Genomic DNA, 15,637 nt, shown 5'->3' on the forward strand with positions numbered 1-15,637 from the left:
ATGGATTTATGGTTCAGTGAATTACATACACCGTATGTAAAGTTTTCTATTCAGATTGATAAACAACTTCATTCTGAACAGACTGAGTTTCAGCGTATAGATATTTTTGAGTCTAAAGAATTTGGTCGCATGATGGTATTAGATGGCTATGTAATGCTAACTGAAAAAGATGAATTCATTTATCATGAAATGATAGTGCATGTACCTATGGCAGTACATCCTAATCCAAAGAGAGTACTCATTATTGGCGGTGGCGATGGTGGTACTGCTCGTGAATTATTGCGTTATAAAAATGTAGAGTCAGTGGATTTAGTAGAAATTGATGAGCGTGTTGTGAATATTTCTCGTAAATACTTACCACAGACAGCTTGCAGTTTTGATGATGAACGTTTGCATTGTTATTTTGAAGATGGTTTGAAATTCATTCGCCATTGTAATAATGAATATGATTTAATCATCGTTGATTCTACAGACCCATTTGGCCCTGGGGAAGGTTTATTCACTAAGGAATTTTATGGAAATTGCTATAAAGCATTAAAAGAAGATGGCATTATGGTAAATCAGCATGAAAGTCCATTTTATGATGAAGATGCTTTTGCTATGCAACGCGCACATCAACGTATTGTAAAATCTTTCCCTATAAGTAGAGTATATCAAGCGCATATCCCTACTTATCCATCAGGTCATTGGTTATTTGGCTTTGCGTCCAAAAAGTATCACCCAGTTTTAGATTTTGATGCTAAAAGATGGAATGCTTTAGGTTTGAAAACTCGCTATTATAATGCGAACTTACACAATGCATCATTTGCATTACCAAATTATGTGGAGGAATTAATGGAAGATGTTGAAAAAAAACATTGAGACATTTTTAGGTTGTGATAGAGAATATGATGAAGCGAAAATAGTTTTATTTGGCGCACCATTTGACTCTACAACTTCATATAGACCAGGGACTCGTTTTGCTAGTCGTACTATGAGAGCAGAGTCATATGGTCTTGAAACTTTTAGCCCATATCTTGATTTAGATTTAGAAGATGCCTATGTTTTTGATGGCGGAGATTTAGAACTTCCTTTTGGCAGTGTGGAAAATGCACTAAAAGATATTGAAGATTTTACACGTCAGATTGTAAATGATGGTAAAATTCCACTTATGATTGGTGGCGAACATTTAGTTACTTTAGGCAGTGTACGTGCTGTAGCCGAAAAATATGATGATTTGCATGTCATTCATTTTGATGCACATGCTGACCTTCGTGATGATTATTTAGGAGCTAAATTATCTCATGCTACAGTGCTTCATCGTGTATGGGATATCGTTGGCGATAATAAAATTTATCAATTTGGTATCAGAAGTGGTGAACGTGCTGAATTTGCTTGGGGCAAAGAGCATGTACAGACTAGACGTTTTGATTTTGTAGGGTTAGAAGATGTTGTAGAAAAATTAAAAGGAAAATCTGTTTATTTTACAGTGGATTTAGATGTATTAGATGCAGCTGTATTCCCTGGAACTGGTACACCAGAAGCAGGTGGAGTATCTTTTGATGAACTTCGTCGTGCAATGAATTTAGTAGCTAATAAATGCAATGTAGTAGGCTGTGATATGGTAGAATTATCTCCACCATATGACCAAAGTGGTATCTCTACAGCTACTGCTTTAAAATTACTACGTGAATATTTATTGGCTTTAGATTATAATATAAATAATAAATAAATTTTTATAAAAGGGGGAATTTGCCAAATGGGTAAAGCTCTAATTATTGGTTGTGGTGGTGTAGCAAGTGTTACTATCCATAAATGTTGTCAAAATAGTGATGTATTCGAAGAAATCTGTATTGCTAGCCGTACAAAAAGCAAATGTGATGCTTTAAAAGAAAAATTAAGCGGTGGCAAAACAAAAATTACTACAGCTCAAGTAGATGCTGATGATGTAAATCAACTTATTAACTTAATCAATGAATTCAAACCAGATGTAGTAATCAACTTAGCTCTTCCATATCAAGATTTAACAATTATGGACGCTTGTCTTGCTACTAAAGTTCATTATGTGGATACTGCAAATTATGAACCATTAGATACTGCTAAATTTGAATATAAATGGCAGTGGGCTTATCGTGAACGCTTTGAAAAAGCTGGAATTACTGCACTTTTAGGCAGTGGTTTTGACCCAGGTGTAACAGGCGTATTCTCTGCTTATGCAATGAAACATCATTTTGATGAAATTAACTATATTGATATCTTGGATTGTAATGCAGGTGATCATGGATATCCATTTGCTACAAACTTCAATCCTGAAATCAATATCCGTGAAGTTTCTGCTAATGGTAGCTACTGGGAAGATGGTAAATGGGTAGAAACTAAACCTATGGAAATAAAACGCGTGTACAATTTCCCAGAAATTGGCGAAAAAGACATGTATTTACTTCACCATGAAGAACTTGAATCCTTAGGCTTAAATATTAAAGGTATTAAACGTATTCGTTTCTTCATGACTTTTGGTCAGTCTTATTTAACTCATTTAAAATGTTTAGAAAATGTAGGTATGACTTCTATCGAACCTATCGAATTTGAAGGTCATAAAATCGTGCCACTTCAATTCTTAAAAGCTGTACTTCCAGATCCAGCTAGCCTTGGCCCTCGTACAGTAGGTAAAACAAATATCGGCTGTATCTTCCAAGGTAAAAAAGATGGCAAAGATAAAACATATTATTTATACAATGTTTGCGATCATCAAGAATGCTACAAAGAAGTTGGCTCTCAAGCAATCTCTTATACAACTGGTGTTCCAGCAATGATTGGTGCAATGCTCATCATGAACGGCACATGGAAAAAACCAGGCGTATATAATATTGAAGAATTTGATCCAGATCCATTTATGGACGCTCTTAATAAATGGGGTCTTCCATGGAAAGAAAGCTTCAACCCTGATTTAGTAGAATAAAATATATTTTTAATAAAAATAAGACAGTATGCCGTTGGTGTACTGTCTTATTTAAATAAATTGAGATTTTGATTTAGAATATTATAGTATTTAATTAAAAATAATTTTAAGGAAGTGATTTAGTGAAATTAGAAGAAAAATTACAAAATGTAGCAACTTCTAGTTATGTTATGGACGAGAAAAAACTTCGTGAAAATCTTGAAGTTTTAAAAATGGTACAAGATAAAACAGGTTGTCATATTTTACTTGCACAAAAAGCTTTTTCTATGTTTTATTTTTATCCTATGATTGGCAAATATCTAAAAGGTGCTACAGCAAGTGGTATTTTTGAAGCTAAATTAGCTCATGAATTCATGAAGGATAAAGAAAATCATATATTTTCTCCAGCATATAAAGAAAAAGATTTTGCTGAAATCGTGGAGATTTGCGACCATATAATTTTTAATTCTTTTAATCAATGGGAAAAATATAAAGATATAGCTTTAGCTAAAGGCAAGGAATGTGGTATTCGCATTAATCCAGAATGTTCTACACAAGAAGGACATGATATTTATGACCCATGTGCTAAAGGTTCTCGCTTAGGTGTTACACTTGATAATTTTGAACCAGAAAAGTTAGAAGGATTGAAAGGACTTCATTTCCATACACTTTGCGAACAAAACTCTGATGATTTAAAAACTACATTAGATGCTATTGAAGCAAAATTTGGCAAATATTTATATGATTTAAAATGGCTCAATTTTGGTGGTGGTCATCATATCACTCGTGAAGATTATGATATTGAGCTTTTAATAAATTGCATTAATCATATGAAAGAAAAATATGATTTAGAAATTTATTTAGAGCCTGGTGAAGCTGTGGCATTAAATGCAGGTTATTTAGTCAGTGAAGTCTTAGAGCTTATTCACAATGACATAGATATTGCAATTTTAGATACTTCTGCTGCTTGTCATATGCCTGATGTATTGGAAATGCCATATAGACCAAATGTAATTAATTCAGGAAAACCAAATGAAAAAGCATATACTTACCGTTTTGGTGGCCCTACTTGTCTTGCAGGTGATATCATAGGGGAATATTCTTTTGATAAACCTTTAAAAGTTGGCGATAAAATTATCTTCTGCGATATGGCTATTTATTCCATGGTAAAAAATAATACATTCAATGGTATGCCACTTCCAGATATTGCCGTTTTACATGAAGATGATACTATTGAAGTAGTAAAATCTTTTGGCTATGAAGATTTTAAAATGAGATTGTCTTAAATTATTAATCATAAATTTAGTTATATCTTATGATATTTAATGAAATAAAGATTATTTAAGTTGATTTATTTGGCTTAAATAATCTTTATTTTTGTTTGATTTATAGTCTAATATGGCAGTTAATTTGGCAACAATATTTTATAAACATGGCTTTTGCGGTATAATATCTTTATATTATTTGAATAAGGGAGGGTTATTATGTCGAAAAAAACACAGGCTACATTGGTTTTAGTCATCATGTTTTTGGGATTTATTGCTACATATAAATTAGATTCTTTTTGGGGCTTGTTGCTAAATCATGGATTTTTGGCTGCCTTAATCGGTGGTCTAGCGGATTGGTTTGCAGTTACAGCTCTATTTAGAAAACCACTGGGCTTTATCTCTTATCGTACGGAAATATTACCTCGTAATCGTGAACGCATCATGGACGAGATAGTAAAATTTATCGGTAGAGATTTATTAAATCCAGAATACATCATTAATAATATTAAAAATTATAATATGGCAATGATGGTAGTAGAGTACGCTCAAAAAGGTGGTAAAGAAAAAGCCAAAGTAGCATTAAAAGAATTAGTTATGCAGGTGATTAATTCACTTGATACGAGAAAAGTAGGTTATTCATTGGCAAGCGCCTTGAAGAGTCGTCGTAAGAATTTTAATATAGCAAGGATTATTATTCAATTTTTACTAGATTTTATCAAGACACCAGCAGGGGATAAATGCATAGACTATATTATAAAAATGGTCAGAGCTACAGTGCCTGAATTGTTGGTAAAGGATTTCATGCATAAACTAATTGACGATAATGTAAGCATTATCAAAGAAAAATATATAAAAGATAGTCAAAAACGTAGTTTTATGTTTGAAATGATGGATTTATCTAGTGAAAATTTGACACAGAAGTTAAATAAAAAATTGGATGAATATACTAATTTATTACTTGATTATGATAGTAAAGAACGTGAACATTTAAAAACTTTACTTGCAGAAAAAATAGAAATTCTAGGTAGTAGAAATGGCTATAAGCAAAAAGTTGCTCAATTAGAACATTACTTTTTCGTGAAGAATTTTGATTTTAGCGATAATTTAGTGTCTTTAATCGATAATTTCTGCCAAAATAGCGAAAATAGAGAACAATTATGGAAGCAAATTGAAGATTATATAGATAATCTTATTGCTAAATTGGCTGTAGATAATGAAATGCAGGCTAAATTAAATAAGTTTTTCATTAATACAATAACGAAGATAATTCAAAATAATTCACAATGGGGCTTAGATTATATCAAAGATGAATTGATGAAGTATTCACAGCAAGAATTTGTCGATTTAGTAGAAAAACGTGTTGGTGATGACCTTCAAATGATACGTATAAACGGTTCTGTAGTTGGTGCTATTGCCGGTATGGGATTATATGTAATATCCTTTGTTGTGGAAAGGATGTGCGGATAATGGATAGATTTAATAGAGCAGATAAAACATTATGTGTATTATTTGTTTGTTTTTTAGTAGTTTTAGCTTTAAGAACTTTATATCCACAATATATTATTTTTGAATTATTATTATTTTGCAGTGAAGCAAGTTTAGTTGGTGGTATTGCGGACTGGTTTGCAGTTACAGCTTTATTTAAAAAGCCACTAGGGTTTCCTTTTCATACAGCTATATTGCCAAGCCGTAGAGATGCTTTTATAAATTCTTGCGTGAGAATGTTGCAGACAGAATTTTTATCTAAGCGCAAAATTTATAGACGTATATGCAATGCTGATTTATTATCATGGGGTTTAAATTGGGCTAAAAATCCTGATAATAAAAAATATATATTAAATGAAGTTATGCAGTTTTTAGTGAAAAAAATCGCTGAAATAGATACTGCTAAAGTAGCACAAAAAAACAGTGAAAAAATAGCTCAGCTTATTTTAAAAGAGTCTATGGGTGATTTATCGCATAATTTAATGGGCGTATTGCTCAAAAGTGAAAATAGTCAGCTCGCTGTAGATAAAGGTATAAATTTCTTGAAAGGATATTTTTCAGGAAGAGAAGGAAAAGCAAGAATAGATGCTTTTCTTGAAAATTATCAAAAACAGTATGAAAGTGGTCTAGGCGGTCTGATGTTATCTTTGGCTTTAGCGACAAATACTTTAGACCCAGATGAATTGTCTTTGATAATTCATGAACGTATTTTAGATTTATTAGATGATGTCAGCGATAAAGATGGCGAATTATATGCAAATCTCATAAATTTATATGAAGAAGCTTTGATGAATATTCGCGATGATGAAAATTGGGTTGATAGCTTAAATACTTTGCGTGATAGTTTTGTGGAAATGGGTATTGTGGAAAAAATTCTACAAAATTCTTTGCGCAATTTTTGTGAATATCTATTAGCTAATAATAATAGAGAGAATAAGCTTTATCAGACGATAGAACAGATTTTAAGTGAAGAAATAGATAGATGTATTGAAAAATTAAATACAAATAATGAATTTAAATCAAAAATAAATCGTTTTGTATTAGATGTTGTTCATCGTAGTGCTTTAAAAGGTGAAGATGTAATCTTAGAATTAGCACGTAAATTTTTAGAAGGATTAACAGATAAGCAATTAAATGAGTTAGTATACGATAAAGTCGAAACAGATATGATATGGATACGTTTAAACGGCTCTATCGTTGGCGGTATCATAGGCTTTTTTGCTTTTTGGTTATTGCAATTAGTGAACAAATAGGAGGAATTAATTTTGCAACAGGCAGAAATTCCCAAGAGTATTAATAATTGGCTATTGATGTTAAGTCCTTATCAAGTTTTAGTTTTTTCTTTTTTAGGCTTAATATTAGTAGGTGCATTTTTATTGATGTTACCTATAGCATCTAATGATGGTAGCAGTCTATCATTTATAGATGCTTTATTTACTGCAACATCAGCTGTATGTGTTACTGGTTTAATTGTGGTGGATACTGGTCAATATTTTTCTACATTTGGGCAATTAGTAATTATTATGTTGATTCAAATTGGCGGTTTTGGTGTAATGACAATGACGACAGTATTTGCCTTGATTTTAGGAAAGCGTATTCAGCTTAGAAGTAGGTTAATAGCTCAAGAATCATTGAACAGGTTGACTGTTGGGGGCGTTGTAAAATTAATTAAATTATTGGTAAAGACCACTTTATGTATTGAATTTATAGGTGGCGTACTGCTATCTTTTCGCCTATATCCTGATTATGGATTACATGGGATATATATGGCGTTTTGGCATTCTATATCAGCGTTTTGTAATGCTGGTTTTGATATTTTTGGCGGTACTAATATTTTTAAATATAATACTGACCCTTTATTTTGTTTAGTTATCGCTTTTTTGATTATATTAGGCGGTATTGGTTATGGTGTAACGGTAGAACTTTACCAAAAACATAATTGGAAGATGTTTTCTTTGCATGCTAAAGTTGCTTTATTGACAACTTTGATTTTATTGGTAATTGGTACAATAGTATTGTTCTTTTTAGAATATAATAATGAAAATACGATTGGTAATTGGGATTGGTGGCATAAGTTAATAGGGACTTTCTTTTTATCTACAACTTCACGTACAGCAGGATATACTTTGATGGATACAGGAGCATTACATGAAGCTTCATTATTTTTTATCATCATATTGATGTTCTTAGGGGCATCTCCTGGTTCTACTGGTGGTGGGATAAAAACTACAACTTTTGCGATAATTTTTGCGACAGTTACCTCTATCATTCGTGGCAATGAAGAAGTTACATTGTTTAAAAGACGTATTGAACATGATTTGATTGTAAAATCTTTGGCTATTTTTTATATAGCAGCAGCTTTAGTAGTTTTAGGAACAATGTTTTTATGTTTAACAGAAGATTTTCCATTTATAAAAATATTATTTGAAGTTACATCGGCATTGGCTACTGTAGGTTTATCCACAGGGATTACTTCTAGTTTGACTGTTTATGGTAAGTCCATATTGGTTTTAATAATGTTTATTGGTCGTCTAGGCGTACTTACATTTTTGATGGCTATTGCTATGCGCAATCGAAAAACAGCTAAAATAGGATATCCTTCAGAGCGTATTGGGGTAGGTTGATTAATAAGTTTTAGGTTTAGATAAAATGATGAAATATATTAGAAAATTAAATCCATATCAGATTGTTTTATGTAGTTATGGAATAATAATATTGACTGGTACTATGTTGTTGATGTTGCCGATTACAGTGGTAGATATCGAGCCTTTGAGCTTTGTCGATGCATTATTTATGTCAGCGTCAGCAGTATGTGTATCGGGTGTTTCCATATTTAGTTTAGGTGATAATTTTTCTGTATTTGGGCAAATAATAATTATTATTTTGGTGCAAATTGGAGCTTTAGGAATTATGACTATCACTACTATTTTGGCAGTGGTGATGGGTAAACGCATTCAACTTCGAGATAGATTATTAATTCAAGAGTCATTGCAAAGATGGTCAGTGGCTGGAGTAGTGCGACTTGTAATCAGTATTGTGAAAATGACTGTTGCTTTTGAATTTATAGGTGGAGTTATTTTAACAATTATTTTCTGTCAAGATTATAGTGTAGGCACAGCTATTTATTTTGGTTTTTGGCATTCTGTATCGGCTTTTTGTAATGCAGGTTTTGATATTTTAGGTGGAAGTAATTTTGCAGATTATATTTTTCACCCATTTTTCAATCTAATATTATTGATAGAAGTTATTTGTGGCGGATTGGGTTTTGCTGTTTTATTAGATATCTATCAAAAGCGCAAATGGCAAAAATTGAGTATTAATAGTAAGCTTGTACTTGTTACTACTGGTTTTTTAATTCTTATCGGCAGTGTATTTATTTTTATTTTGGAATATGGAAATCAAAATACTTTAGGCGATTTAGGTTTATTTGATAAAGTGATGGTAAGTACATTCATGGCTTCGATGGCTAGAACATCAGGATTTTCAATGCTCGATATAGGCTCATTGACAGAACCTAGTTTATTGTTGATTATGTTTTTGATGTTTATTGGCGGTTCGCCAGCTTCAACAGGTGGCGGTATTAAAACTACTACTATAGCTGTTATCTTTGCAGCAATTTGGTCGCTCATTCGCGGTCGTGAAGATGTTGTTATCTTTGAGCGTACTGTACCACCGATTGTCATTTTCCGTGCAATGAGTATTTTCTTTGTCAGTGCGATTGTCGTATTTTTGATGTCAATGTTTTTATGTTTGACAGAAGATATTGCTTTGTCTAAAATCTTATTTGAGTCTGTATCTATGTTCGCTACTGTAGGTCTGCCTACAGGTACGATAAATGAAATGGATGCTTCTAGTAGAATTGTAATTATTTTTGTAATGTTGATGGGACGAATTGGTATTATTTCTTTTGCGATGGCACTTGTTATTCGTAAGAAGAAAAATAAAATTCGCTATCCTGAAGATAAATTTATTATTGGTTAAGGAGAATTTTTGCATGGGTCTTAGTGTTAAAATACCAGGTTCTTGTGGCGAGTTAGTACAAGGCATGATTGATGATATACCTTTTTTAGTTACTTGTCCTATTTCAATGTATACCAAGGCGAGTATAACAAAATATTTTTCCTATTTACCATATAAAGCTCGTTTGGCACGCAATAAAACGCTTGATTATCTGGGCACTAAATCTTATGCAAAATTTTGTTTGACTACAGAATTGTTGACAGGAAAGGGCATGGCTTCAAGTAGTGCAGATATTGCAAGTATTTGTCAGTTGACAGCTCTTTCTTGTAAACGGATATTATCTCAAGATGAAATATCAAAGATTGCAACAAGCATTGAGCCAACTGATGGTATTTTTTGTAAAGGCATTGTCAGATATAATCATTTAAATGGTCAAGCTTTAGAGCATTTAGGTTTAGCGCCAAAGATTAAGATACTGATGTTTGATTGTGGTGGTAAGGTCGATACTTTATCTTTTAATCGTCGCAAGAATTTAAAACGATTGTATCAAGAAAATGAAAATACAATTAAAGAAGCTTTAGATTATTTGCGTCTAGGCTTTAAAGAGAAAAATAATAGATATATCGGCAAAGCTTGCGTTATGAGTGCATATGCAAATCAAAAAATATTATATAAAAAGCAATTAGAAGATATCATGATAATATCCGAAGATTATCAGGCAATAGGTGTAAATGTTGCTCACAGTGGCACTGTCATTGGTGTATTATTTGATGATAATTGTGAGGAAAGTTTAATTGAAGAATGTAAACAAAAAATATTAAGTGAATGTTTTGATTTACATTATTTAAATTTAGTAAAAATGATTTCTGGTGGAATTATCATAGAAAGAGAGTAAATTATGCAAAAGTTTGAGCATGGCGGAGATTTAAAAAAAATAATGGCACAAGAAAATTTAGATAAAATCATAGATTTCAGTGCTAATATAAATCCATATGGATTATCTAAAAATATAAAAAAAGCGATTGTTGACCATATTGATGATATAATTCATTATCCAGAGCCAGATGCAAGAGAGCTTTGTGGTAAAATCGCCGAAAATTATGGTATCAGTGCAGATAAAATTATCGTAGGTAATGGCGCAGTAGAATTATTATATATACTTTGCCATATATTAAAGCCAAAAAATGCGTTGATTGTGTCTCCAGGTTTTAGCGAATATGAAAGAGCAGCTAAAGCTTCTGGAGCGAATATAAATTATGTAATGTTATCTGAAAAACAGGAATTTAATTCTCCTATGCGAGATTTAATTGTGAATATAAAAGGCAACGATATTTTATTTATCGGCAATCCTAATAATCCAACAGGTACGTTATTTACTGTAGAAGATATGGAGCTTTTGATTGAACATGCTGAAAATAATGGCTGTTTTGTAGTTGTTGATGAGTCTTTTATGGATTTTATCAAAACAAGTGAAGCTTTTTCCGTACTTCCTTTAGTGGAAAAATATCATAATTTATTTGTATTGCATTCTTTGACTAAATTTTATGCATTACCAGGACTTCGCTTAGGTTTTGCAGCTACAGACCATGAAGTTTTAGACCCACTTTATCAGGCAAAAGACCCATGGAATGTGAATGCTTTAGCACAGATTGCAGGTATGGTAGCTTTAGAGGATAAAGTATATCAGCGTCGCAGTAGAACATATACAAGAACAGAGATAAATTATCTTTATGAAGAGCTGGAAACTTTTGATAAGTTGAAGGTATATGAGCCAACTGTTAATTTTATTTTAGTGAATATAGAAAAAACAAAGATGACAGCTAATGAGTTAAAAGCAAAATTATTATCATATGGCATAGCTATTCGCAATTGTGAAAACTATCCAGGATTAAATGAGTATTTCGTGCGTTTTGCAGTGCGAACTCGTGAAGAAAATGATGAATTAATTGATGCTTTAACAGAGATTTTAGCTTAAAAAAAGTGTCTACTAAATTATATTTTGCCATGAAGATAAAATATAATAAGTAGACACTTTCTTTATTTTGTAGCATAAAGCGAATTTGCCTGGCGTGTTTTGATATTTAAATGTTGATAGAGATATTGATAAGCACTATGAACTTCTTGTGGTATATCTACATGAGCGATAAAATCTTTACCTTGAGGACCATAACCGTTGATATTATCTGTAAGACGAGGAATTTCTCCCATGAGTAGCTCAATATATTTATCAATATTCCACATTTGCCAGATATTATTTTGTTCTAAACATAATTTATCATTTTGAACAGTGAAATGAACTTTATATGTAGCATAATTGATTAAAGTAGTATCACAAGGACAATATTTTCGAAAACCTGCGTCCATGCGATTTTGCATAGTAGCATCTTGCATAAAAATGATGGATTTTGGCTTTAAATCTAGATTTTTTAAAAGTTCTAGAGCATTAGTGATATTATTACCGCAGTTAGTAGATTTAGTTTCTAATAAACAATCTGTGATATTGTATTTGTTTTTTAAATAGAGAGCAAAGATTTCTGCTTCAGATTTAGTGGAGATATCTATATCGGCTAAAGATGATTGCATTTTTTGGCGGAGAGCTTCTGTAGTATGACCAGCACCGCCGACTAAAAGATAATTTTTAGCTATATTTTGTTGATGAGCTTTAGCAAATACATCAGTACCTTCAGGAATAGAACCACCGAATAAAATCAACAAATCGGCTTGATTTATTTTGTATTTTGCTTGTAATTCATCGGGAGATAGTGCAGTTAAATCTCTTTTAGCTAAAAAATCAATGAGAATATTTAAATTTTTGGCGATAAGTGTATTCATAAAATAACATTCCTTTAATAAGTAATATCTTCGTCAGGTTGTTGACCGTCGTGAGCTTGCCAAACACATTCTGTCATTTTGAAATCAGTAAATGTAGCTTTAAATGAAGAATTTTCTGGGCTACAAGCATAAATGCCAAATTGGATATCACCAGAAGCTTCCCAAAGATGACATATGCGCATTTGATTATAATTTATGCCATTAAGAGAATATTCTATGCGAAAATCGTCTTTTCGGCGACTCAATCTATACCAAATGGATTTTATAGAACTATTAATTACAGTTGTTGCCCAATCAGAATATCCTTTATTAGTAACAACACTACCCAAATGTTGAATATCTTCATTTTCATATTCAACGGAAGCTTTGAGCCAGTTTTCACTATCTAAATATAAGACGATGCCGCATTGGTCAAATCGGACTTTGCTATCAAAATCTGTCTTAACAGTAAATGAAAAGAATTCTTCACTTGTACTCATCTGTAGCACAGGAGCATTATCATTTCTGAAGTGATAATATGTTCTTTGCCATAAATCAGTATGAGGTGAAGTTATGATTTCGATTTTATCTTTAGTTATATTAAATGATAAAGGTTTACGAGTCCAATGTAGCTTATCTACATCAAAAAACATAGTAACATCTCATTTATTTTGGTGTATATATATTATTTTAATTTTATATATGTATCTTGTGAAGGCAAAAAAAACCGATAGGGAGAGAAACCTATCGGAGAGCAAAAACTTATATAACTTTATTGAGTTATGTATATAGTATAATCTGATTAGATTAAAATATGATTAAAGTACAGATTAAAAATAGATTAAATTTAAATTAAAATAAATATTATAATAAATAGATAATATCTTATAAGTATATTATTTTGATAGGAATTTTAGAAATGAGAAAAAAGAATAACTCTTGACATTGAGATACTGCTTTATTATAATGAAGACATCATAAAGATATATGTAAAAGTAATGCGAAAGACATGATTAAAGAATTATATGTTTACAGAGAGAGAAGTCGAGGCTGGAAACTTCTTAAGCATACTCTTTGATTACCACTTTCAAACTGCAAAGCTGAACTATAAATTTAGATTTATTTATTAAGTTTTGCCGGAGAAATTCCGTTATCATTTTTGAGTTGGTCATATTTTATGGCAAACAGGGTGGAACCGCGAACTACAAGCCTCGTCCCTAGTTTTGGGATGGAGGTTTTTTATTTTTTTAGGAGGTTAATAAAATGGCAAATATCACATTAAAAGATGGTGCTGTTCGTGAAGTAGCTGAAGGCACTACTGTTCTTGATTTTGTAAAATCCTTTAGTAATTCTTTAGCAAAAAAAGCTTTAGCTTGCAAAATTGATGGAGAAACTAAAGATTTAATGACTGTTATAGATGGAGATCATCAAGTAGAAATTTTAACTTTTGAAGATGAAGATGGTCGTTGGGCACTTCGTCATAGTGCTTCTCATATTTTAGCTCAAGCTGTAAAACGTCTTTATGGCGATAAAAATGTAAAACTTGCAATTGGTCCTGCAATTGACAATGGTTTTTACTATGATTTTGATATGGATCATCAGCTTAGCACTGAAGATTTAGCAAAAATCGAAAAAGAAATGAAAAAAATTGTTAAAGAAAATTTAGCAATTGTACGTAAAGAAGTTACTCGTCAGGAAGCACTTGATTTCTTCAATGCTGAAGGCGAAAGCTATAAAGTAGAATTAATTAATGATTTACCAGAAGATGCAATGATCACTATGTACAGCCAAGGTGAATTCACTGACCTTTGTGCAGGTCCACACGTAGTATCTACAGGTAAAGTAAAAGCTATTAAATTACAATCTGTTGCTGGTGCTTATTGGCGCGGTAGCGAAAAAAATAAAATGCTTCAACGTGTATATGGTACAGCATTTGAAAAACAAGCTGATTTAGATGCTTACTTAAAAATGCTTGAAGAAGCTGCTAAACGTGATCACCGCAAACTCGGTAAAGAACTCGATTTATTCAGCTTACATGAAGAAGGTCCAGGCTTCCCATTCTTCCATCCAAATGGTATGGTAATCAGAAACGAACTCATCAACTACTGGCGTGAAGTTCATCGTCAATTTGGTTATCAGGAAATTAAAACTCCAATGATTATGAATCGTAAACTTTGGGAAACTTCTGGTCATTGGGATCATTATAAAGAAAATATGTACTTCACAAAAATTGATGGTGAAGATTATGCAATTAAACCAATGAACTGCCCAGGTGGTATGCTTGTTTATTTAACACAGCAACACAGCTATCGTGATTTACCACTTCGCCTTGGTGAACTTGGTCTTGTACATCGTCATGAATTATCTGGTGCATTACATGGTTTAATGCGTGTACGTAACTTCACTCAAGATGATGCTCATATCTTTATGTTACCTAGCCAGATTGAAGATGAAATCCAAAGAGTTATTGACTTATTTGATAAAGTTTATAGCACATTTGGTTTAACTTATCATGCAGAACTCAGCACACGTCCTGAAGACTCCATGGGTTCTGATGAAGTTTGGGAAACTGCAACTAATGCACTTAGAAATGCACTTGAACATCGTGGTCTTAAATACGTTATCAACGAAGGCGATGGCGCTTTCTATGGTCCAAAAATCGACTTCCATTTAACTGACTCTATCGGTCGTACTTGGCAGTGTGGTACAATTCAGCTTGATATGTTAATGCCTGAAAAATTCGACCTCACTTATATCGGTGAAGATGGTCAGAAACATCGTCCAGTAATGATTCACCGTGTAGTATACGGAAGTATCGAACGCTTTATCGGTATTTTAATTGAAAACTATGCTGGTGCATTCCCAGTATGGCTCGCTCCTGTACAGGTTAAAATATTACCTATCAGCGATAAATATGTTGATTATGCTTATGAAATCAAACGCAAAATGTTTGACCTCGGCATTCGTGTAGAAGTTGATGACCGCAATGAAAAAATCGGTTACAAAATCCGTGAAGCTCAAGTTAAAAAAGTTCCATACAGCATTATCGTAGGTGAATCCGAATTAGAAAATAAAAATATTTCTGTTCGTAAACGTCGTGAAAAAGATACTGTTACTATGGATACTGATGAATTTATCAACAATCTTCTTGAAGAAATTAAAACAAAAGCTCAGTAATTAATAAAAATAAAAGCTC

13 protein-coding genes and 1 other annotated feature are annotated in these 15,637 nt (G+C 32.2%); of the genes, 11 read left to right on the forward strand and 2 right to left on the reverse strand.

Annotated elements, in window-relative coordinates; genetic code table 11:
- The 10 genes from speE (at position 1) to cobD (ending at position 11,605) form a co-directional block, all read left to right on the forward strand.
- Entirely contained in the window at positions 1–861 is an 861-nt protein-coding gene (speE, locus tag GXM21_RS03710; RefSeq protein ID WP_008538481.1) for a polyamine aminopropyltransferase, read from the forward strand.
- Positions 842–1,711: an agmatinase gene (gene speB, locus GXM21_RS03715; RefSeq protein ID WP_008538480.1), complete on the forward strand. Its 870-nt coding sequence runs from the start codon at positions 842–844 to the stop codon at positions 1,709–1,711. The genes speE and speB overlap by 20 nt, the downstream gene beginning before the upstream one ends.
- Before the next feature lie 27 nt (positions 1,712–1,738).
- Entirely contained in the window at positions 1,739–2,938 is a 1,200-nt protein-coding gene (locus GXM21_RS03720) for a saccharopine dehydrogenase family protein (protein WP_008538479.1), read from the forward strand.
- Positions 2,939–3,060: 122 nt separating this feature from the next.
- Positions 3,061–4,203 (forward strand): carboxynorspermidine decarboxylase, encoded by a 1,143-nt coding sequence (gene nspC / locus GXM21_RS03725; protein ID WP_008538478.1) that lies wholly within the window; start codon positions 3,061–3,063, stop codon positions 4,201–4,203.
- Between the two features lie 198 nt (positions 4,204–4,401).
- Entirely contained in the window at positions 4,402–5,652 is a 1,251-nt protein-coding gene (locus GXM21_RS03730) for a DUF445 domain-containing protein (protein WP_008538477.1), read from the forward strand.
- Positions 5,652–6,923 (forward strand): DUF445 domain-containing protein, encoded by a 1,272-nt coding sequence (locus GXM21_RS03735; protein WP_008538476.1) that lies wholly within the window; start codon positions 5,652–5,654, stop codon positions 6,921–6,923. Before GXM21_RS03730 ends, GXM21_RS03735 begins: the two co-directional genes overlap by 1 nt.
- A gap of 12 nt (positions 6,924–6,935) precedes the next feature.
- Complete coding sequence (locus GXM21_RS03740) at positions 6,936–8,294, forward strand: TrkH family potassium uptake protein (RefSeq protein ID WP_008538475.1); 1,359 nt, start codon at positions 6,936–6,938, stop codon at positions 8,292–8,294.
- 25 nt (positions 8,295–8,319) lie between these two features.
- On the forward strand, positions 8,320–9,651 hold the full coding sequence (locus GXM21_RS03745; RefSeq protein ID WP_008538474.1) for a TrkH family potassium uptake protein: 1,332 nt from the start codon (positions 8,320–8,322) through the stop codon (positions 9,649–9,651).
- A gap of 13 nt (positions 9,652–9,664) precedes the next feature.
- On the forward strand, positions 9,665–10,525 hold the full coding sequence (locus GXM21_RS03750; RefSeq protein ID WP_008538472.1) for a hypothetical protein: 861 nt from the start codon (positions 9,665–9,667) through the stop codon (positions 10,523–10,525).
- 3 nt (positions 10,526–10,528) lie between these two features.
- Positions 10,529–11,605 carry a threonine-phosphate decarboxylase CobD gene (gene cobD / locus GXM21_RS03755; protein ID WP_008538471.1) on the forward strand — a complete coding sequence of 359 codons (1,077 nt, stop codon included), beginning with the start codon at positions 10,529–10,531 and terminating at the stop codon, positions 11,603–11,605.
- A gap of 62 nt (positions 11,606–11,667) precedes the next feature.
- Here cobD and GXM21_RS03760 read toward each other — a convergent pair whose 3' ends face one another.
- Entirely contained in the window at positions 11,668–12,462 is a 795-nt protein-coding gene (locus tag GXM21_RS03760; protein ID WP_008538470.1) for a YdcF family protein, read from the reverse strand.
- A 14-nt stretch (positions 12,463–12,476) separates the two neighbouring features.
- Positions 12,477–13,094: a DUF1349 domain-containing protein gene (locus tag GXM21_RS03765; protein ID WP_008538469.1), complete on the reverse strand. Its 618-nt coding sequence runs from the start codon at positions 13,092–13,094 to the stop codon at positions 12,477–12,479.
- 336 nt (positions 13,095–13,430) lie between these two features.
- Positions 13,431–13,663 (forward strand) — a binding site (T-box leader).
- A gap of 41 nt (positions 13,664–13,704) precedes the next feature.
- On the opposite strand from GXM21_RS03765, the gene thrS reads away from it, so the two are divergent.
- Entirely contained in the window at positions 13,705–15,618 is a 1,914-nt protein-coding gene (gene thrS / locus GXM21_RS03770) for a threonine--tRNA ligase (RefSeq protein ID WP_008538468.1), read from the forward strand.
- Positions 15,619–15,637 lie beyond the last annotated feature (19 nt).

Origin of the sequence: Megamonas funiformis, assembly GCF_010669225.1 — a bacterium.
Classification (GTDB): Bacteria; Bacillota; Negativicutes; order Selenomonadales; family Selenomonadaceae; genus Megamonas; species Megamonas funiformis.